Origin of the sequence: Pseudomonas sp. NPDC078700, assembly GCF_044542375.1 — a bacterium.
Lineage (GTDB): Bacteria > Pseudomonadota > Gammaproteobacteria > Pseudomonadales > Pseudomonadaceae > Aquipseudomonas.
The window spans coordinates 35015-55928 of record NZ_JBITUI010000009.1; the positions used below are offsets into that span (position 1 = coordinate 35015).

General features: G+C 54.0%; 17 protein-coding genes. 3 read left to right on the plus strand and 14 right to left on the minus strand.

Annotated elements, in window-relative coordinates; translation table 11 throughout:
• Positions 1 to 2: 2 nt before the first annotated feature.
• The 4 genes from ACIGCM_RS22505 to rpsU form a co-directional block, all read right to left on the minus strand.
• Positions 3 to 3737, minus strand: coding sequence for a bifunctional diguanylate cyclase/phosphodiesterase (locus ACIGCM_RS22505; protein WP_397504297.1), 3735 nt, complete (start codon positions 3735 to 3737; stop codon positions 3 to 5).
• A gap of 110 nt (positions 3738 to 3847) precedes the next feature.
• Entirely contained in the window at positions 3848 to 5695 is a 1848-nt protein-coding gene (rpoD, locus tag ACIGCM_RS22510; protein WP_397504298.1) for an RNA polymerase sigma factor RpoD, read from the minus strand.
• A gap of 67 nt (positions 5696 to 5762) precedes the next feature.
• On the minus strand, positions 5763 to 7736 hold the full coding sequence (dnaG, locus tag ACIGCM_RS22515) for a DNA primase (protein ID WP_397504299.1): 1974 nt from the start codon (positions 7734 to 7736) through the stop codon (positions 5763 to 5765).
• 328 nt (positions 7737 to 8064) lie between these two features.
• On the minus strand, positions 8065 to 8280 hold the full coding sequence (gene rpsU, locus ACIGCM_RS22520; RefSeq protein WP_003296736.1) for a 30S ribosomal protein S21: 216 nt from the start codon (positions 8278 to 8280) through the stop codon (positions 8065 to 8067).
• Between the two features lie 209 nt (positions 8281 to 8489).
• On the opposite strand from rpsU, the gene tsaD reads away from it, so the two are divergent.
• Positions 8490 to 9515, plus strand: coding sequence for a tRNA (adenosine(37)-N6)-threonylcarbamoyltransferase complex transferase subunit TsaD (gene tsaD, locus ACIGCM_RS22525; protein ID WP_397504300.1), 1026 nt, complete (start codon positions 8490 to 8492; stop codon positions 9513 to 9515).
• 40 nt (positions 9516 to 9555) lie between these two features.
• Here the strand turns inward: tsaD and plsY are convergent, their stop codons facing one another.
• Positions 9556 to 10125: a glycerol-3-phosphate 1-O-acyltransferase PlsY gene (gene plsY, locus ACIGCM_RS22530; RefSeq protein WP_397504301.1), complete on the minus strand. Its 570-nt coding sequence runs from the start codon at positions 10123 to 10125 to the stop codon at positions 9556 to 9558.
• 261 nt (positions 10126 to 10386) lie between these two features.
• Here plsY and folB point away from each other — a divergent pair, with 261 nt between their 5' ends.
• Positions 10387 to 10743 carry a dihydroneopterin aldolase gene (gene folB, locus ACIGCM_RS22535; protein WP_397504302.1) on the plus strand — a complete coding sequence of 119 codons (357 nt, stop codon included), beginning with the start codon at positions 10387 to 10389 and terminating at the stop codon, positions 10741 to 10743.
• A complete protein-coding gene (folK, locus tag ACIGCM_RS22540; protein WP_397504303.1) occupies positions 10734 to 11267 on the plus strand; it encodes a 2-amino-4-hydroxy-6-hydroxymethyldihydropteridine diphosphokinase in 534 nt (177 codons plus the stop codon). The genes folB and folK overlap by 10 nt, the downstream gene beginning before the upstream one ends.
• Positions 11268 to 11281: 14 nt before the next feature.
• Here the strand turns inward: folK and ACIGCM_RS22545 are convergent, their stop codons facing one another.
• The 9 genes from ACIGCM_RS22545 to rsmA form a co-directional block, all read right to left on the minus strand.
• Entirely contained in the window at positions 11282 to 12520 is a 1239-nt protein-coding gene (locus tag ACIGCM_RS22545) for a multifunctional CCA addition/repair protein (protein WP_397504304.1), read from the minus strand.
• 52 nt (positions 12521 to 12572) lie between these two features.
• On the minus strand, positions 12573 to 13091 hold the full coding sequence (locus ACIGCM_RS22550) for a DUF4136 domain-containing protein (RefSeq protein WP_397504305.1): 519 nt from the start codon (positions 13089 to 13091) through the stop codon (positions 12573 to 12575).
• A gap of 60 nt (positions 13092 to 13151) precedes the next feature.
• On the minus strand, positions 13152 to 14732 hold the full coding sequence (locus tag ACIGCM_RS22555) for a SpoVR family protein (protein WP_397504306.1): 1581 nt from the start codon (positions 14730 to 14732) through the stop codon (positions 13152 to 13154).
• Complete coding sequence (locus ACIGCM_RS22560; RefSeq protein ID WP_397504307.1) at positions 14729 to 16000, minus strand: YeaH/YhbH family protein; 1272 nt, start codon at positions 15998 to 16000, stop codon at positions 14729 to 14731. The genes ACIGCM_RS22555 and ACIGCM_RS22560 overlap by 4 nt, the downstream gene beginning before the upstream one ends.
• A 110-nt stretch (positions 16001 to 16110) precedes the next feature.
• Entirely contained in the window at positions 16111 to 18033 is a 1923-nt protein-coding gene (locus ACIGCM_RS22565; protein WP_397504308.1) for a PrkA family serine protein kinase, read from the minus strand.
• 435 nt (positions 18034 to 18468) lie between these two features.
• Positions 18469 to 18798: a thiosulfate sulfurtransferase GlpE gene (gene glpE, locus ACIGCM_RS22570; RefSeq protein WP_397504309.1), complete on the minus strand. Its 330-nt coding sequence runs from the start codon at positions 18796 to 18798 to the stop codon at positions 18469 to 18471.
• Positions 18798 to 19619 carry a symmetrical bis(5'-nucleosyl)-tetraphosphatase gene (locus ACIGCM_RS22575; protein ID WP_397504310.1) on the minus strand — a complete coding sequence of 274 codons (822 nt, stop codon included), beginning with the start codon at positions 19617 to 19619 and terminating at the stop codon, positions 18798 to 18800. Before ACIGCM_RS22575 ends, glpE begins: the two co-directional genes overlap by 1 nt.
• Positions 19619 to 19999 (minus strand): Co2+/Mg2+ efflux protein ApaG, encoded by a 381-nt coding sequence (gene apaG, locus ACIGCM_RS22580; RefSeq protein WP_397504311.1) that lies wholly within the window; start codon positions 19997 to 19999, stop codon positions 19619 to 19621. Before apaG ends, ACIGCM_RS22575 begins: the two co-directional genes overlap by 1 nt.
• A gap of 68 nt (positions 20000 to 20067) precedes the next feature.
• A complete protein-coding gene (gene rsmA, locus ACIGCM_RS22585; RefSeq protein ID WP_397504312.1) occupies positions 20068 to 20889 on the minus strand; it encodes a 16S rRNA (adenine(1518)-N(6)/adenine(1519)-N(6))-dimethyltransferase RsmA in 822 nt (273 codons plus the stop codon).
• Positions 20890 to 20914 lie beyond the last annotated feature (25 nt).

Genomic DNA, 20914 nt, shown 5'->3' on the forward strand with positions numbered 1-20914 from the left:
GATTATACCGGTGCCTTCTGTGTCATGCCAACCGCTCGCTTTGGTTGTAGGAATTTATCTGCAAAAAGTTTGGCCGGTAGTGGCCTATTTATGAAGAACCCCTGTATTTGTTCGCAGCCGGCGTCGGCCAGGAATTGTGCTTGGGCTTTGGTTTCGACGCCTTCGGCAATGACGCTCAGTTGTAGGCTGCGGCCCAGGGCGATGATGGCGCGGGCGATTGCAGCGTCGTGGGGGTTGCCTGGTAGGCCGCGTACAAATGATTGGTCGATTTTCAGGGTGTCCAAGGGCAAGCGTTTTAAGTAGCTAAGCGATGAATAACCGGTGCCGAAGTCATCAATCGCCAGTTGCAGGCCGAGGTCTTTGAGTCGGTGCAGTGTGTCGAGGGCATCTTCAGTCTGATTCATGATGAAACTTTCGGTGATCTCCAGCTGCAGTAAGTCAGGTGCCAGTTTATGGCGATTGAGCAATGCTGCGATCATTTCTATCAAGTCGGGTTGGCGCAGTTGTACGCCTGCGAGGTTGACCGCGACAGCGCCGAAAGGGGCGTGGGTAGTTTGCCAGTCGGCCATCTGCTTGCAGGTTTGCTCCAACACCCAACTGCCCAAGGGGAGAATCAGGCCGCACTCTTCTGCTATCGGAATAAAACGGTCGGGTTGGATCTCGCCTAGTTCGGGGTGGGTCCAGCGAATTAGCGCTTCGGCCCCAATCAATTGATTGGTGCCGAGGCTGAACTTTGGCTGGTAAGCCACATGCAGCTGATTGTGCTCAAGCGCGTGGCGCAGGCCTGTTTCGAGGTTCATGCGTTCGGTGGCGATGGAGGTGAGCTCAGGTGTATAGAGCTCTAAGCGGTTGCGGCCTTTGGCTTTGGATTGATACATGGCCGTGTCGGCGTTTTTGATTAGCGAGGCGACGTCTTGAGCATCTTCAGGGTAGAGGCTTAGGCCGATGCTGGCACTTATGAAAAATTGATGTTGTTCGACGCTGAATGCTTCGCTGAAACAGGCCAGAAGCTTTTCGGCCGTTTGCGAAGCTTGGTCGCGGGTTTTCAGCCCAGGTAAAAGGATGATGAATTCATCGCCTCCAAGGCGAGCCACAGTGTCTTGTTCGGTTAGTTGATATTTTAGTCGCTCGGCAATGCTTTTAAGCAGTTGGTCGCCAACCGGATGGCCGAGACTGTCGTTGATGTGCTTAAAGCGATCCAGGTCCATAAACAACACGGCACCGTGCCGTTCGCTGTCTTGGTCGCGATCAAGCTCGTTTTGCAGTCGGGTTTCGAACAGCAGCCTATTGGGTAGGCCTGTTAGGGAGTCATGATGGGCTTGGTAGTCTAGTTTTGCTTGGGCCTGTTTCAGCGGTGTGATGTCAGCAAATACCCCGACGTAATGGGTTATCTGGTCAAGACTGTTGCGCACTGCGCTGATGGTCAGCCACTCTGGGAACAGTTCGCCGTTTTTACGCTTGTTCCAGATTTCGCCCTGCCAGTGGCCATTGCGGGTGAGTTGCTGCCACATTTGTGCGTAGAAGTTGCGATCGTGTCGGCCGGACGACAGCATGCTGGCGCGATTACCCAATATTTCAGATTCGGTGAATCCGGTGATCTCGGTAAAGGCGCGGTTAATCGCCGTGATGCGCTGATCGATGTCTGTGATCATCACGCCTTCAGCGGTGTTCTCGAATACGGTGGCGGCTTGCAAGAGTTTTTCCTGCATGAGATGCCTGTCTGTGACGTCACGGGCAATGGTCAGCAGGCAGGCTTGATCACCAATGGTCATGGGTTGGGCTGAAAGCTCACACATGCGCACGCTGCCATCGACGGTTGCAATCGCAGCTGTGAAGTCGCGAACGCTGCCGTGCTTCTGGATCTGTCGAAGTACGTAGCTACGCTGTTCCGGTTCGCTCCACAGCCCAAGCTCCATTGTTGAGTGGTTTAGCGCTTGTTTCGCGCTGAGCCCGGTTATACGAGCGAAACCTTCGTTGGCATCAAGCAGCACGCCATCTTCCAGGCGGGTAATCAGCATGCCGTCAGGGGAGGCGTGGAAGGCTTTAGCGAACTTTTCTTCGGACAGTTCAAGTAACTGCTGGGTGCTGCGTATCTTGCTGATGTCGCGAATAACGATGACCAGCGTGCTCTTATCTGCATGACTGAGTGCTTCAGCCGAGATCAGGCCGGTAAATAGTTCGCCATTGCTGCGGCGAAATGGCAGTTCAAGATCACGCAGTGAGCCATTTGCCATTTTTTCCTGAAACTGATGATCGGCATCTGGCGTGCCCCATATATTGAGTTCATCTGGTGTTTTACCAATGGCCTGTTCAATGCGGATTCCAGATTGCTGTTCGAATGCTTGGTTTACTTCCAGCAGTTTCCCAGACTTGCGATCAGCAATGACCATGATGTCTGGGCACTGTTGGAACACCGAAATAAACATCTGCTTTGATAGCCGCAGTGCTTGCTCGGTTTGCTTGGCCTCGCTGATATCGATCATCAGGCCGCGCAAGGTGAGCGTTTCGTTTTGCTGGCTCAGGGTGACGATGTCGCGCACCCAAACGATATGACCATCTTGCGCCAACATACGGTAGTCGAGGTTGTGGTCTCTGCCTGCAGCTGTCTCGGCAGTGGTGAACCTTAAGGTGCTAGCGGCATCCTCTGGGTGCAGAATACTTTGCCAAAAGCCCGGCTGCTTCCAGCTTTCGAGCGGGTAGCCCAAGAGCTTTTCTGCATGGGAGGACACATAGGTGTAGCAGAACGAGTCCGCCGTTGATTCCCAGGTGATTGCCGAGAGGTTTTCAACCAGCCCGCGATAGTGATGTTCGCTGGTGCGTAACTCTTGCTCGACCAGGCGTCGCCGGCTGGCCTCGGCGCTGAGACGGCGGTTGCTGACGACGAGGATGGATAGAATGGCGATCAGAGCTAATAAGCATGGCAGGCCGTAAATCAGCAGTTCGCGCCAGTGATTGCGGCTATCGACGACGCCGCCAACCCACGGTTCCTGCAGTTCATCGATTTGCTTTGCGCTCATCTCGTCAAAAACTTTGTCGAGTATGCCGATCAGTACCTGGTTGTTCGCCGGTGTTGCCATCGCTAACTGGTAGCGATAGGGGGTTTCACCGCTAATGGATACGCCGTCCAGTTTGAGTTGACGTAAACGCCACACACTTGAAGCCAGGTCGCCAATAAGTGCATCTGCTCGGCCTGTACTCAGGGCTTGGAGGGCTGCATCAACTGTAGGCAGGGGCAGTAGGTTTAGGTCAGGGTTGTTTATGCGCAGCAGTTCGTGCGGAGCATAGTCTTTGACGACTGCTACCTTTAAACCGTACAGCCCTTTGAGATCGCGGGGTTGCGGCCCGTTATTGCGCGCCAAAATAACAATGGGGAAATCAAGATAGGGGCGGGTGAAGGCCAGGTAGGTCTGTCGCTCGGGTGTCGACATAATGCCCGGTAGTAAGTCTAGATCACCGGCTTTGGCGAGCGTGAGAACAGCGCTCCAGTTGCGCGGTTCAATGGGTTTGACCTTTACCTTGAGGGCTTGCTCAATGTGAGTAACGTAGTCGGCGGCTAGGCCACGGTACTGGCCTTGCTCATCACGAAACTCAAATGGCGGCCAAGATGCATCGATGCCGAGGCGCAGTGTTGGGTGCTGCTGCAGCCAACGTTTTTCGGTTGGCGTTAATGTCAGTGCGGCTGCGGTTGAAGTCCACAGCACCAAGCTGAACAAAATAATGGCTGACAATTGCCGCATCACATGTGCAGTCCATGCCGAGTAGGTCGTTATTGCGAGTGTAGTCTGGGTCTTAGTTGGCTGGGAACTATAAAGTAAAAACCCCGGCATTTCTGCCGGGGTTAATGGTGTTACTCGTCGAGGAAGGAGCGTAGATGCTCGCTTCGCGTCGGGTGGCGCAACTTGCGTAGCGCCTTGGCCTCGATCTGACGAATACGTTCACGCGTTACATCGAACTGCTTACCCACCTCTTCAAGGGTGTGGTCGGTATTCATGTCGATGCCGAAACGCATGCGCAGTACTTTGGCTTCACGTGCAGTGAGGCCAGAGAGTACTTCGCGGGTGGCTTCTTTGAGACTTTCCACGGTCGCCACATCAATTGGCGATTGCATGGTGGAGTCTTCAATGAAGTCACCCAGATGCGAATCTTCGTCGTCGCCGATCGGGGTTTCCATGGAGATCGGCTCTTTAGCGATCTTCAATACCTTGCGGATTTTGTCCTCAGGCATTTCCATGCGTTCGCCCAGTTCTTCCGGCGTCGGCTCGCGTCCCATCTCTTGCAGCATTTGGCGAGAGATGCGGTTGAGCTTGTTGATCGTCTCGATCATGTGCACAGGAATACGGATGGTCCGCGCCTGGTCAGCAATAGAACGAGTGATCGCCTGGCGAATCCACCAGGTTGCATAGGTCGAGAACTTGTAACCACGACGGTATTCGAACTTGTCCACTGCCTTCATCAAGCCGATGTTGCCTTCCTGGATCAGGTCGAGGAATTGCAAGCCACGGTTGGTGTACTTCTTGGCGATGGAGATAACCAGACGCAGGTTAGCCTCAACCATTTCTTTCTTGGCGCGACGTGCTTTGGCTTCACCGATCGACATGCGACGGTTGATGTCTTTGATTTCAGCCAGAGTCAGGTCGCACTCTGTCTGCAAAGCCACCAGCTTCTGCTGGCAACGCTGAATATCGGCAACGCGGGTGCCAATGGCTTCGGCATACTTCGCCTTGCCCTTGGCCAGATTTTCAGCCCAGCTTTCGTCGATTTCGTTACCCGGGAACTGGCGTAGGAAATCGGCACGCGGCATGCGTGCATCGCGAACACAGATTTGCATAATGGCGCGTTCTTGGCCGCGAAGACGCGCAAGCGCTTCACGCAGACGAACAACCAGTGCTTCATACTGCTTAGGCACCAGCTTGATCGGCATAAACAGTTCAGCCAGAGCTTTCAGCTCAGCGTTAGCCTGTTTGCTGCCACGACCATGCTTTTTAAGTGCCTTGTTGGCGATTTCGAGCTGTTCAGCTACTGCGGTGAAGCGGCGCAGGGCTTCTTCCGGATCCGGACCGCCGTCGCCTTCTTCTTCCTCGTCGTCGCTGTCATCGCTGTCATCGTCGTCGTCATCTTTGTCATCTGCGCTACCGTCCTTTGCAGGAGTAGGCGCTGCAGCTTCGGCAGGCACAGTGCCGTCGTCCGGGTCAATATAACCACTGAGGACTTCAACCAAACGACCACCTTCGGTGGTTACGCGGTTGTATTCGGCAAGAATGCTGTCGACTGTTCCTGGGAAATGGGCAATAGCGCCCATAACTTCGCGGATACCTTCCTCAATGCGTTTAGCGATTTCGATCTCGCCTTCGCGGGTAAGCAATTCCACGGTGCCCATTTCACGCATGTACATCCGCACCGGATCAGTGGTGCGGCCGATATCGGTTTCAACGGCTGCGAGTGCTGCTGCGGCTTCTTCAGCGGCAGCTTCGTCGGTGTCGGCTTCAGCCAACAACAGAGCGTCCGCATCGGGAGCACTCTCGAATACGTTGATCCCCATGTCGTTAATCATGCGGATGATGTCTTCCACCTGTTCCGGATCGGAAATATCTTCAGGCAGGTGGTCATTGACCTCCGCGTAAGTCAGGTAACCCTGCTCACGACCGCGGCTGATCAATTCTTTCAAACGAGATTGCTGTTGAGCTTTTACGGACATAACACCCTATCCATTGAAGGTCTTGGCGGGCTAAAAACAAGCCGAGGATTATACCTCGGAATTGGGCTCAAGCGCCAGTTGAGCTCTTCTCGCTCTGAGAGGAAGGGCTGCTGTAGTGTTCTCTCAGCAGTGCTTTTTCCTCTTCGGTCAGTTCGCTCGGACTTTTTTGCATGACACTGCGCAACGCCTGTTCACGCCGTCTTTGCGATTGGTTCTGTGCAAGCCTAGTTATGGTGTCGATAAACTGTTGTTCAAGGTTGTCGTGATCAATTAACCATTCCTTTTCTGCAAGTGCCTGTAATAAACGTCCTTGTTCGGTGCCGTGCCAGCGCGCAATCAATTGCAGTGAGCGTAAGCTCGGGTTCTTCTGTAGCGCGCCAACTAAGGCCACAAGAAGTTGCGCGTAAGTGTCGTCTTCTGCCGCGAAATGGCTGACATTTTCGACCTGCTGCGCAAGTTCGGGGTGGTGGAGGAGTGTGCGTAATGCACTGATGTTGGGCGATTCAACGCTGATAACCGTGCGTGGTTTTCGAGGTTGGAAATCGTCTCGACCTTTCTTGCTCCACTTGCCGTCCTGTTTCTTCCAGTTGCCTTTGCTCTTTTCCTTGCTGCTGAACTCAAAGTTTAGCTCTGGTTCAGCATGTGGGTAGTCGTCGTAACTCGGTTGGCCATCAAAATAAGCGCTGTCCGGGATGTCTGCGAAATCGCTGGGCGCTGCTGTATTTTGCTGGCTGGGTGCCGGGGCCATCTGGTTGACCGTTTCGCCGCTAAGGCCGGTGATCTGACTCAGGCGCTGACGCATTAATATGCGCAGGTTATTGCCTGGTACTTTTTCGATCATCGGTGCTGCTAGGGTGACCAAATGGGCCTTGCCCTCTAGCGAGCGTGGGTCGGCTTCTTCGCTCAAATGTTCGAAAAAATAGTCGGCAAGCGGCTGTGCTTGCTGATTGATGCGTGCGCGAAATGCCTCTGTGCCTTCGCTGCGAACCAGGGTGTCTGGGTCTTCGCCGTCCGGTAAAAATAAAAAACGCGCCCGTTTGCCGTCCTGCAGATTGGGCAGGGTGGCCTCTAGGGCTCTCCATGCTGCGTTACGACCCGCTTGGTCGCCGTCAAAACAAAATAGGACGCTCGGTACAATGCGAAACAGGCGTTTTAGGTGTTCTTCACTGGTTGCTGTGCCGAGTGTGGCAACGGCATTGCGCAGGCCTTGTTGGGCGAGAGCAATAACGTCCATGTAGCCTTCGACGACCATGATTTCGTCAAGGTCACGGTTGCTTTTGCGTGCTTCAAATAGGCCGTAAAGCTCCTGGCCTTTATGGAAGACTGGCGTTTCTGGTGAGTTCAGGTATTTCGGTTTGTCGTCACCAAGGACGCGTCCGCCAAAAGCAATGACTCGGCCGCGGCTGTCGCGAATCGGGAAAATGACCCGGTCGCGAAAGCGGTCGTAGCGCTTCCCGCTCTCTGCGTTTTCAACCAGTAAGCCGGCATCAATCATGGCTTTTTGCTGGAGGCTGTCGCTGGCAAGGTATTTGTGCAGGTTGTCCCAGCCGGGTGGAGCAAAGCCCAGGCCAAAATCGCGGGCGATTTCGCCAGTCAGGCCGCGACCTTTAAGGTATTCGACGGCAGCTTTGCGTTGTGGGTGGCTCTTGAGTGCCTGGCGGTAAAACTCTGCAGCTGCGCTCAGTAGCGGGTACAGCGGTGAGTCGGTCGGCTGGCGCGGCTTGTTATTACGCCCGCCTTCTTCGCGTGGCACTTCCATGCCAGCACGTTTGGCTAGGTCCTCGACTGCCTGGGGGAAGTCAAGCTGGTCGTGATCCATCACGAAGCCAAGTGCGTTGCCGCCAGCACCGCAGCCGAAACAGTAATAAAACTGTTTGTCAGGGCTGACACTAAAAGAAGGGGTCTTCTCTTTATGGAAGGGGCAGCAGGCGGTGTAATTTTTGCCGGCCTTCTTTAATTGGATGCGCGAGCTCACCACGTCGACAATGTCGGTGCGGTTGAGCATGTCATCAATAAAAGACTGTGGAATCAAACCGGCCATAGGCGCTCAGTAGCTTTGCCTGAAATTACGCAGGCGGACATCAGGAAAGGTAAATATATAGTCTATTGTGCTGCGCAGTTCATTACATCGTGGGTTGCAGGTAGGTCCAAAGGGCCTAAGGCAGTGATCAGATGCATTTGACTGTCATTTAGTTTGTATCCGTGAAGGCGTATTTAAGCCCTCAACGAAAAAACTCCGACTATTCGCGGGGGCGAAACGGAGTCTGTGCCCAGTCGATAAGCTGAGCTGAGTCAGATGTTATCTGACAGAAACGGCAAAGCCCGGCCGGAGCCGGGCAATGCAGACTGCAGCTAGCGGTCTGTACGTATTAGTACAGGCGCACGCTACGGCGCTGTTCGCGCTGTACTTTCTTTGCGTGACGCTTAACAGCAGCTGCTGCTTTGCGCTTACGCTCAGACGTAGGCTTCTCGTAGAATTCGCGGCTACGAACTTCAGCCAGTACACCGGCTTTTTCGCAAGAGCGCTTGAAGCGACGCAGAGCTACGTCGAAGGGTTCGTTCTCTTTAACTTTGACGGCTGGCATCCAGGGCGTACCTTCACTTTAATTCGGTGGTTAACGTGCTCCTGGCAGATGGCGCTGGAGTACGTAGGTTTTTAAGGGTTGCGGATGTTAACGCCTCATCGCGAAGAATGCAAAGCCTCTGATCGAAAAGCGCTGGTCGGCATACCCGTACGGCCATTATTATGCCTGACTTCTTGTTCAAGTCTCTCTTTAAATCAAGGCTTTAGCCAATGCTGGTATTGGGTTTAGAAACTTCATGTGATGAAACCGGTGTCGCGCTCTACGACAGTGAGCGCGGGCTATTGGCCGATGCGCTATTCAGTCAGATCGATTTGCACCGCATCTATGGAGGCGTGGTGCCTGAACTGGCCTCGCGTGATCACGTAAAGCGCATGCTACCGCTTATCCGACAAGTGCTGGAGCAGGCGCAGTGCAGCACTGAAGACATTGATGCTATTGCCTACACCGCCGGCCCAGGCTTGGTCGGTGCGCTCTTGGTTGGAGCTTCTTGTGCACAGTCTTTGGCCTTTGCTTGGGACATTCCTGCGCTCGGTGTGCACCACATGGAAGGCCACTTGCTCGCACCCATGCTTGAGCAAAACCCGCCGAAATTTCCGTTCGTCGCTTTGTTGGTCTCGGGCGGTCATACCCAGTTGGTTCGGGTTGATGGCATCGGCCAATACCAGCTGCTTGGTGAGTCGCTGGACGACGCAGCGGGCGAGGCATTTGATAAAACTGCCAAGTTAATGGGCTTACGTTATCCCGGTGGGCCAGAGATTGCGCGGTTAGCCAATCAAGGCGTTGCCGGGCGATTTGTGTTTCCGCGACCGATGACGGACCGTCCGGGCTTGGATATGAGCTTTAGCGGCCTGAAGACCTTCACCTTGAATACGTGGCAGCAATGTGTGGCTGACGGGGATGATGGCGAGCAGACACGCAGTGATATTGCCTTGGCATTTCAGCAGGCCGTGGTTGAGACGCTGACGATCAAGTGCCGTCGCGCTTTGAAATTGACAGGTCTGAACAGCTTAGTAATTGCTGGTGGCGTCAGTGCTAATACAGCTTTGCGTCAATCGCTGGAAAAGATGCTCGGCGAATTCAATGGGCAGGTTTTTTATGCGCGTCCTGAGTTCTGTACCGACAATGGTGCGATGATCGCCTACGCAGGCTGCCAGCGCTTGCTGGCCGGGCAGCATGAGGACTTGAGCATTGCTGTGCGGGCTCGTTGGCCGATGGAACAGCTTGCGCCACTTTAAGTCTGGGCAGCGCTGGGTGAGCGTGATTCATGCTGCGAATTCAGAATTGTCGCTCACGGCCAGCAAAAAGATCGCGTAAATTGCCGCGGTGACGCCACACGATAAGCGCGCTCAACACACTGACGGGCAAAAGCAGGCTTGGTTGCAGCCACGCCAGTAGCGGTAGCGTCAGCGGGGTCGCAATGAGTGCAGCAAGTGAGCTGGTGCGCGTGGTTGCGAATGTCAGGAGCCAGAGCGCTGTAGCCAATAACGCAGCGGGCAGGTATAGGCCGAGAAATACACCCGCAGCGGTTGCCACACCCTTACCACCGCGAAAGCGGAAGTACAGCGGGTACATATGGCCGATGACTGCTGCCAGCCCAACCCACCCTTGCTGTTGAAGGCTGAAGCCAAGCATTTTGGCAACAAATATAGGCAGGAGGCCTTTGAGTAAGTCGCCAAGTAGGGTGAGAACTGCCAGGCGCTTACCCGCAGTGCGTACCATGTTAGTTGCGCCGGGATTGCCTGAACCGTATGCGCGCGGATCTGGCCTGCCGGCTAGCTGACTGAGCAAGATGGCAAAGGATACTGAACCGAGCAAATAAGCAAGCGTAACCAGTAACGCAAACATGGAGTTAATCCGCCCCAAGGAGTGAGATGATTCTAGCAGGGCTGAGGAAGCCCTAGGAATACTCTGAAAAACGACTTGGCTCGACATTGTTGCATTGTAAAAATGTTCATAGTTCCTAAGCTAACGGCAATGGTGTGGCATCTACTGCCTAGGTCGCAATTGAGCATTTATATCTGCCCGGGAATCTTTATAGTGCCGGGGCATGTTTTGATTAGGGCAATGCCAGCCAGTCGCTGGCTGGTTTGATAAGTGGAGAAGGGTTTGGACACGGTCTTTATTGAAGGTCTTGAGGTCGACACAGTGATCGGCGCATACGATTGGGAGCGTACGATTCGCCAGTGCCTGCGTTTGGACTTGCAGTTGGGCTGGGATAATAAGCCCGCAGCCGTGAATGATGACCTGGAAAAGGCGCTTGATTACGCCAAGCTCTCTGCGCGAGTGCAGGCGTTTGCCAGTGATGCGACCTTTATTTTGGTTGAAACTTTTGCTGAGCGTTTGGCTGAGATGCTTATGCGTGAGTTTCAAATTCCATGGCTACGCCTTAAGTTGACTAAGCCGGGCGCCGTACCAGCAGCACTGGGCGGTGTCGGTGTGGAGATTGAGCGCGGATGTCGCTAACCCCGGTTTATCTTGGTCTTGGCAGTAACATTGACCGCGAGAAGCATCTTTGTGCTGGGCTTGATGCGCTTGCAGGTTTGCTCAAGAACATGCGTTGCTCCGCAGTGTTTGAGAGCGCAGCGGTCGGCATTAAAAGCGGGCCGTTTTTTAATTTGGTAGTGGTCGGCTTGACCGATATGCCACTGCACGATTTTGACCGCAAATTGAAATTTATCGAAGCCGATAATGGTCGATACGCCCCAGATCGTGTCGGTTTGCCCTTGGATATTGATGTTTTGCTTTATGGCGATCTGGTCGGCAACTTTGATGGTTTGATATTGCCCCGTGCAGAAATCCTCAAAAATGCCTTTGTGCTTTGGCCGCTGTCGTTGCTCGCTCCAGAGGTGTTGCACCCTGGCGAGCGCCGCAGTTTTGCAGCGCTCTGGTCGAGTGCGCAGATTGATCAGGTGCTGCAGCCTGCGAGCTTTAGTTGGGGGCAGCAGCAACTGACGCCAGTTGAGTTGCTGAGTGCCACCTCCAACTGAGTTGGCTGGGGCAATCAGCCAGATTGAACCTGATAGGTTTTTTTGAATTGAGTGATGGCTAGTAGGCGTTCACGCTGCAACGCCTCGCCCAATTCAGGGCCTTTGAAACCCTGAGCCAGTAACGGTTGCACTGCAACCCCGCAAGCTGCTTGCATCACGCGGCGCAAGTAGCTGGCTTGGGGATAGTCACGCGCTTCAAGGCCAGCGCGACCCCGTGCATCCATCTCGCAGGCGGCAATAAACTCTTCGAAGCGCTGCGGTCGGCGGTACACGTCAAAACGCTGCAGCAGCTCCAGCAATGTTGAAGGCTTGAGCTCAAGGGCGCGATGGCCGTGGGTGTGATACTCGCCGACCAGTAGGGCCAATTCCTGGCAGTCTTTAGGTGCTTTGCAGCGCGTGTTGATAGTCTTGATCAGCTTAAGGCCACGCTGTTCATGGGCAATATGCCTTGGCCACTGATCCTGCGGCGTCAAACCCTTGCCCACATCGTGCAGCAAACTGGCCCAGCGAACGCTTAGTGGCTGGTTATATTTCGCACATTGGCGCAGCACGCTGAGGACGTGAGCACCGGTGTCTATCTCCGGATGATGAGCCGCAGGTTGCGGTACGCCAAATAATGCATCGACTTCTGGCAATAAGACACTCAGTGCGCCGCAGTCACGCAGCACCGCCACGAATACGTCGGGTCTTGGCTCCATCAGTGCGCGTGAGATCTCTTTCCAACTGCGTTCTGGCGTCAAGGCGCGCAGTTCACCTGACTCACTTAGTTGCCGCATTAGCTGTAGGGTTTCTGCTGCAACGCTAAACCCTAACGGTGCATAGCGCGCTGCAAATCTGGCGACACGTAGCACCCGCAGCGGATCTTCGCTAAAAGCGGGGGAGACATGACGCAGTATTTTGTCGTCCAGGTCACGTTGGCCGCCGTAAGGGTCATACAGCTTGCCATTTTCGTCCTCGGCAATCGCATTAATGGTCAGGTCGCGGCGGATCAGGTCTTGCTCAAGCGTGACCTCGGGGCTGGCAAAGAAGGTGAAGCCGCCATAGCCTTGGCCACTTTTGCGCTCCGTGCGTGCAAGCGCGTATTCGTCTTTTGTCTGTGGGTGCAGAAAAACGGGGAAGTCAGCACCGACCGGGCGGAAACCCAACTCGAGCATTTGTTCTGCCGTTGCGCCAACCACCACCCAGTCATTTTCTGTGACCTCGCGGCCCAACAAGCGGTCGCGTACCGCGCCGCCAACCTTATAAATTTGCATGCATGCCTCCATATGTTGCAGAGGATAGCGGTTGTAAGCGTTGTCGGGGAGATTAAGGCGCAACGCAGGCTGGTATCTGTGCGGTGAGTGCGCTGACGGCTCGTTCGACCAACTCGATGCTGTAGGTCGCAGGGCTGAGGCCGGTTTTGCTGGTGCCTTGCCACAGTAAGTTGTTGGCTGGGTCGGTTAAGCGCACCCGCAGAGTGCCCGTTTCATCTTGCAACCTATGGATGGCTTGATAGGCCCCCAACTGGCTGGGGGGCGGTAGATCAACTTTGAACTCAATTGGGTTGTCTTGCACCGCCAGCCAGTAATAGACGTTGATTTGCGCAGGCTCAACCTGTTGATAACCTTGTTGATGCAGCTGCTCGCCTAATAGTGAGGCCAGTTTTGGGTAGAGCGCGGGAAGTGCCGGCTGGGTCTTTAGTGCCGGTTCAGGGGCAATAAGTTTGAAGCGCTTAAGTGAAGACAGTGCCTGCGGGTTGGTGCAGGTGACCTCGGTTTGAGGAGTAGGAGGGGTTGCACAGTCGGTGAGCGCCATGCAAGCCAAGAGAATCAGAAATAAACGCATCAGGGTCACCTTTGAAGGTAGGCCCTGATGATCTTTAGCGTGTGAATAAGGCACAACCGGTCAAATGGGTGGGATTACCAGGTCGAGCCGTGGGTAATCGCCTTCGCGCTCAGTGTCTTTCTTAGGCGGCACGTGCTGGCTATTGACCAGTTTGTCGGCTTGCATCACTTCAAGGTGGATGTCGAATCCCCATAGGCGATGCAGGTGCTTGAGGACTTCTTCGGTCGAGTCGCCCAGTGGTTTGCGGTCGTGTTGTTGATGACGCAAAGTCAGCGAGCGATCACCGCGGCGATCAATGCTCCATATCTGCACGTTGGGTTCTCGGTTGCCCAGATTGTATTGCGCGGCAAGTGTTTCTCGAATGATTTGGTAGCCGTTGTCATCGTGAATGGCCGGTACCAGCAATTCATCCTTTTGGTCGTCATCAAGCACGCTGAATAACTTTAAGTCGCGGATCACTTTTGGCGACAAGTACTGCAGGATAAAGCTTTCATCCTTGAAGCTGTGCATGGCAAATTTGAGGGTGCTAAGCCAGTCACTGCCGGCTATTTCCGGGAACCAGCGTTGGTCTTCCTCTGTTGGCTTTTCACAGATCCGGCGGATATCGCAATACATCGCGAAGCCTAAGGTGTACGGGTTAATACCGCTGTAATAAGGGCTGTCGAAGGCGGGCTGGTAGACCACGCTGGTGTGCGATTGCAGAAACTCCATCATGAAACCTTCAGTGACCAGGCCTTCGTCATAGAGGTCGTTCATAAGTGTGTAATGCCAGAAGGTCGCCCAGCCTTCATTCATGACCTGAGTCTGGCGCTGTGGATAAAAGTATTGGGCGATTTTACGCACGATACGAATCACTTCGCGCTGCCAGGGTTCAAGCAATGGCGCATGTTTTTCTAAGAAGTAGAGAATGTTTTCCTGGGGCTCGGAGGGGAAGCGATTGTCGTCTTTGTCGCTGTCTTTGCTCGCGCCTTTGGGAATCGTGCGCCAGAGGTCGTTGATCTGCTTTTGCAGGTGCTCTTCGCGTTCTTTCTGGCGGCGACGCTCTTCTTCGGCGGAGATTGGGTACGGGCGTTTGTAACGGTCTACCCCGTAATTCATCAGGGCATGGCAGGAGTCGATCAGGTCTTCAACCGCATCAATGCCGTGGCGTTCCTCGCATTGCGTGATGTACTGCTTGGCGAATACTAGGTAATCGATAATCGAGCTGGCATCGGTCCAGGTGCGGAACAGGTAATTGCCCTTGAAAAAACTGTTGTGGCCGTAGCAGGCATGGGCGATGACCAGAGCCTGCATGCACATGGTGTTTTCTTCCATGAGGTAGGCGATACAGGGGTCGGAGTTAATAACAATTTCGTAGGCGAGCCCCATTTGCCCACGGCTGTAGTTCTTCTCGGTGGAAAGAAACTGTTTGCCGTAGGACCAGTGGTGATAGCCCAGCGGCATGCCGACGGACGCGTAAGCATCCATCATTTGTTCGGCGGTGATGACCTCGATCTGGTTGGGGTAGGTATCCAGGGCATAGCGTTCGGCCAACCTGCTGATTTCACGGTCGTAGGTGCGAATCAGCTCAAAGGTCCACTCTGAGCCAGTTGAGATGGGCTGACGCTTTCTTTCGGGGGCGGCCTGCTCATGAGTTGTCATGCTGTTAGCCTGCGCTGAAAAAGTTCGCGGAAAACCGGATAAATATCACCGGCAGTCACCAACTGCTGCTGAGCAAATGTGTCAGCAAAGGCTTCACTCACTTGCTGGTATTCGTACCACAGCGCCTGATGCTCGCGCGGGGTGATCTCGACGTAAGTGAAGTACTGCACGAACGGCATGATCTGGTTTATGAGAATGTCCCTGCACACGGGCGAGTCGTCATTCCAGTTGTCGCCGTCCGAGGCCTGTGCGGCGTAGATGTTCCATTCATTAACCGGGTAGCGCTCGGCCATGACCTCTTGCATCAGTTTTAAGGCGCTGGACACAATGGTCCCGCCAGTTTCACGGGAGTAGAAGAATTCTTCTTCATCCACTTCCCGTGCGCTGGTGTGATGGCGAATAAACACCACCTCAATTTTGTCGTAATTACGTTTAAGAAACAGGTAAAGCAGGATGAAGAAGCGCTTGGCAATGTCTTTGGTGGCTTGAGTCATTGAGCCGGAAACATCCATCAAACAAAACATCACGGCTTTTGAACTGGGGTTGGGGTGCTTGACCAGCAGGTTGTACTTAAGGTCAAAGGTATCGAGAAACGGCACGCGATTGATGCGCGCATGCAGCTTGCTGATTTCTTCTTCAATGGCTTGAATATCGCCGAAATTGTCAGGTTCTTCGCGCTTTAGACGTTCAAGTTCAGCTTGAGCAACTTTGAGTTTAGCCCGACTGCTGCCCGATAAGGCAATGCGTCGGGCATGGGCTGAGCGCAGGGTGCGCACGATGTTGATGCGTGATGGATTTCCTTCGCTGCTGATACCTGCGCGTACCGTTTTGAAGGTATCGGTGCCGGTTAGATGGCGTTTTACCAGATTGGGCAGTTCGAGGTCTTCGAACATAAAATCGAGAAACTCTTCCTGAGTGATCTGGAAGACAAACTCATCCATGCCCTCACCAGAGTTGCTGGCTTTGCCGCTGCCCTGACCACCACCGCCCCCTTGGGGGCGGGGTATGCGGTCACCGGTTGAAAACTCCTTATTGCCGGGGTGTACGGTGGTTTGTTTGCCGCCGCGACCATGGTGCAACACCGGTTCATCGATATCGCGGCCAGGGATGCTGATTTGCTCACCGTGCTCCATATCGGTAATAGAGCGATGGCTGACGGCTTCTTCAACCGCTTTTTTTATGTGCTCGCGGTAACGTCGCAAAAACCGCTGACGGTTTACCGTGCTCTTGTTCTTGCCATTTAGGCGTCGGTCGATCACATAGCTCATGACTTCTCCTTAGAGAGCGCCTGGGGGATATTAGCCTCAGGCACCTCTATGGCTGGCAGGCGTATAAGTGCCTGCAGCAACCCGCTAACCGTCTGGCTTGCGGGCCTCGGTTACTGCGATTTACGTACCCGTAGATACCACTCGGACAGCAGGCGAACTTGCTTATCGGTGTAGCCACGTTCAACCATGCGCGTAACGAAGTCGTTGTGCTTTTGTTGATCCTCTTTGCTGGCCTTGGCGTTGAAGCTGATTACCGGTAGCAAATCCTCGGTGTTGGAGAACATTTTCTTCTCGATGACCACGCGCAGCTTTTCATAGCTGAGCCACGTCGGGTTTTTGCCATTGTTGTTTGCCCGGGCACGCAGTACAAAGTTGACGATCTCGTTGCGGAAATCCTTTGGATTGCTGATGCCTGCTGGCTTCTCAATTTTTTCAAGTTCTTCGTTGAGGGCTACCCGGTTGAGGATCTCACCGGTTTCCGGGTCGCGGTATTCCTGGTCCTGGATCCAGAAGTCAGCGTATAGCACGTAGCGGTCGAAGATATTCTGACCATACTCGCTGTAGGACTCGAGGTAGGCGGTTTGGATTTCCTTACCAATAAACTCGATATAGCGCGGTGCCAGGTATTCCTTGATGAAGCGCAGGTAGCGCTCGCGTACTTCTGCGGGGAATTGCTCTTGTTCAATCTGTTGTTCGAGGACGTAGAGCAAGTGCACCGGGTTCGCAGCGACTTCATTAGCGTCGAAGTTGAATACCTTTGACAGAATCTTGAAGGCGAAACGAGTTGAGAGGCCGTTCATGCCTTCATCGACGCCTGCACTGTCGCGGTATTCCTGGATCGACTTGGCTTTGGGGTCGGTGTCTTTGAGGTTTTCACCGTCGTAGACACGCATTTTCGAATAGATATTCGAGTTCTCAGGCTCTTTGAGGCGCGATAACACCGAGAACTGGGCCAGCATCTTCAGGGTGTCAGGCGCACAGTGGGCATTGGCCAAGGAACTGTTAACCAGCAGTTTGTCGTAGATCTTGATTTCATCGCTGACACGTAAGCAATAGGGCACCTTGACGATGTAAATCCGGTCGATAAACGCTTCGTTATTCTTATTGTTACGGAAGCTATGCCATTCCGACTCGTTCGAGTGGGCCAGCAGGATGCCGTTATACGGAATAGCTCCGAGACCCTCGGTGCTGTTGTAGTTGCCTTCTTGGGTGGCGGTGAGCAATGGGTGGAGCACCTTGATCGGTGCCTTGAACATCTCGACAAACTCCATCATGCCCTGGTTGGCCCGGCACAGAGCGCCTGAGTAGCTGTAGGCGTCGGCATCATTTTGTGGAAACTCTTCGAGCTTGCGGATATCGACCTTGCCGACCAGTGCTGAAATATCTTGGTTGTTCTCATCGCCCGGCTCAGTTTTGGCAACGGCAATTTGCTTGAGAATCGATGGGTAGAGTTTGACTACGCGGAACTGGCTGATATCGCCGCCGAACTCAGCGAGGCGCTTGGTGGCCCAGGGCGACATGATGCTGTTCAGGTAGCGTCGGGGAATCCCATATTCTTCTTCGAGGATCGCACCGTCTTCGGCATCGCTGAATAGGCCGAGCGGTGACTCAAACACTGGCGAGTCTTTGATGGCATAGAAGGGCACCTTTTCCATCAAGTGTTTGAGTTTTTCGGCCAGCGAAGACTTACCACCGCCTACCGGTCCGAGCAGGTAGAGAATCTGTTTCTTTTCCTCGAGGCCCTGAGCGGCGTGGCGGAAATAGGACACGATCTGATCGATGCATTCTTCCATGCCGTGGAAGTCGGCGAAGGCCGGGTAGCGCCGGATCACCTTGTTCGAGAATATTCTCGATAATCGCGAATTGCTGGATGTATCGAGAAGTTCTGGTTCGCCAATCGCCAGTAATAAGCGCTCTGCTGCCGAGGCGTAAGCGCTGCGATCCTGCTTACATAGCTCGAGATACTCCTGCAGAGACAGCTCTTCCTGGCGTGTCGATTCGAAACGTTGTTGGAAGTGACTGAAAATGCTCATGACTTCACCTCGCTCGATGTTCAGAGACGGCTCGGGATCGGTCGTGCAGGCGCTGGCGGTTGGCTGAGTTACCAGCCACAGATATCCCCCCAGAACACCTACTGAACCTCAGAAAGTTGTTGCACTAGAGGTGTGCCGTTATCAAAGTGCTCAACACGTATTTACCGGGGTTGGCTTAAGAAACCTCAGTAAAGTGCGTGTTCTCGTACCCTAATGTTTGGCATCGCCTCCGCTTGCTACAGTTTTCATAAGGTCCCTAATCATACCGATGGCCCGGATGCCGGTTGGCAGGCTCTACTTGGTATTTAGATGGCCTAAGATAAATGATAGTTGGTAATCACGGAGATCAAGTGCCAAGTGGCCATATCCTTGTGATGGAAACGACCAATCAGGGCGCTAAGCCTTATCTGATGGGGCTTAGGGTGATGTAAAAAATTATTCCTGAGCTGACGTGCTGGTTTCATCCGGGAAGCGGGCAAGCCACAACTCAAAGCCACCATCTAGGCTGTGCACATCCGTGAAACCTTGGCCAATCAGGTAGGCCGCAGCGCCTTGGCTGGAGTTGCCATGGTAGCAGGAGACGATCAGTGGGTGGTCGAGGTCTGCTTGGGCTATGAAGTCGACCAGCGAGTGGTTATCAAGATGTTGCGAGCCGCTGATATGCCCAGCCGCAAAACTGTCTGGGTCGCGAATATCGACTACCACAGCACCTTGCTGGCGCAGTGCATGGGCTTGCTCTGGGGAGATTCGCTTGAATTCACTCATTACTTTTCCTCGCTGCACTCACAGCGGTGTAGTTTAGCATTATCAATATTCATCATTGTCAAAGCGCCACCCCATACGCAGCCGGTATCCAGTGCGTACAGGCCGGGCTCTGGACAATTACCTTCCAGTGCGGCCCAGTGGCCAAAGATAATTTTGGTCCCGATGCTTTTGCGTTGTTTATGACTGAACCACGGCTGATAGTCTGCTGGTGCCGTGTCCAGGCCTTCCTTGCTTTTAAGATCGAGGGTGCCGTCCGCTTTGCAAAAACGCATGCGGGTGAAGTAATTGGTGATCACCCGTAGGCGCGCAACACCACCGAGTTGGTTATCCCACAGGCTCGGCTCATTGCCATACATGCCATCGAGAAACTCTTTGAGGCGGCTGTCGTCGCGTAATACCTCTTCTACTTCGGCGGCGAGCTTGAGGGCTTTTTCGATGCTCCACTGCGGTGCAATACCGGCATGAACCATTGCCATATTGCGCGAGGCGTCGTAGTGCATGAGTTTTTGTTGGCGCAGCCAGTCGAGCAGGGTGTCTCGGTCCGGCGCATCAAGGATCTCTTGCAGGGTGTCGGACTTCTTCAGGCGCTCGATGTTCTGCGCCACCGCCAGAAGGTGTAGATCATGGTTGCCCAAGACGCTGATGATTGAATCGCGCATGCTATACAGAAAGCGCAACGTGGCTAAGGATTCCGGACCACGGTTAACCAAGTCTCCCGCCAGCCATAGCTGATCTTTAGCAGGATCGAAGGCGACTCGTTCGAGTAAGCATTTAAGCGGTTTCAGGCAGCCTTGCAGGTCGCCAACGGCATAAGTTGTCATTAGTGCAAAGAACCCGGGACTGCGAGCCGAAATGGCAAGATATTGGCATCAAAGGGTGTGCTGTCTTCAGCAATCATCTGATAGCTGCCTTGCATGGTGCCCACGCGCGTCGTCATAACTGTACCGCTGGTATAGGTGTGACTTTGCCCGGGGGCAATCAGCGGTTGTTCGCCGACGACTCCAGCGCCTCGTACTTCTTGCACGCGCCCCTCGCCATCAGTAATCAGCCAGTGTCGCGATATCAGTTTCGCGGCCAATTGACCGTTATTGGTGATGGTCACGGTGTAAGCGAATGCAAAACGGCTCTGCTCGATCTGAGATTGTTCCGGCAGGTAGTGAGTCACTACGCTGACGTCTATCTGATAAGGCGAATCTGACATGCTACAAACCTGTGGGCTGGATCAACGATGGGTTAAAGCATCAAGCCGTGTGCCTAATGGTGAATTGTTCAGCTTTGACCGGTTGCAGTCTCTGTAACCTGCTCGGCCAGTTGGTCGGCAAGGCGTACAAATGCCGCGAGATCGAGCTGTTCAGGTCGCAGACTGCCGTCAACTCCAGCGGCTTCAATTGCACTGGCAGGCAATAAAGCCTTAAGGGTATTGCGCAGCGTTTTGCGGCGCTGGTTAAAGGCCTCGCGCACAACCCGCTCTAGCAGCTTATGGTCTTTGGCCGGATGCGGCAGCACTTCGTGCGGGACCAAGCGAACAATTGCAGAGTCAACTTTAGGAGGGGGATTGAACGCGCCAGGCCCCACATTGAATAAGTGTTCAACCCGGCAATGGTATTGGACCATGATTGATAGGCGGCCCCAATCGCCACCGCCTGGGCCTGCGGCCAGACGCTCAACCACTTCCTTTTGCAGCATGAAGTGCATATCGCGTATCAGCGCGGCATTGTTCAGCAAGTGGAATATCAGTGGGGTTGAGATGTTGTACGGCAAGTTGCCGACGACTCGAAGGCTATGGGGCTGTGCCTCAAGCCGGTTGAAGTCAAACTTCAGGGCATCGCCTTGATTCAGGCGAAAGCGCGGCTCGCTGCCAAACTTGCCTTGCAGTATCGGGATAAGGTCTTTATCGAGCTCAATCACGTCCAGCTGTGCACCGCTGTTTAGCAGGCCTTCGGTTAGTGCACCTTGGCCCGGACCAATTTCCAGCAGGTGCTCGCCTTCTTTAGCGTGAATGGCGCGCAGGATGCGGTGGATAACCCCTGCATCGTGCAGAAAGTTCTGGCCAAAGCGCTTGCGCGCGCGGTGTTGGTAGCTCTCGGACATTAGTCGCTCTCAGGCATTAAAGCAG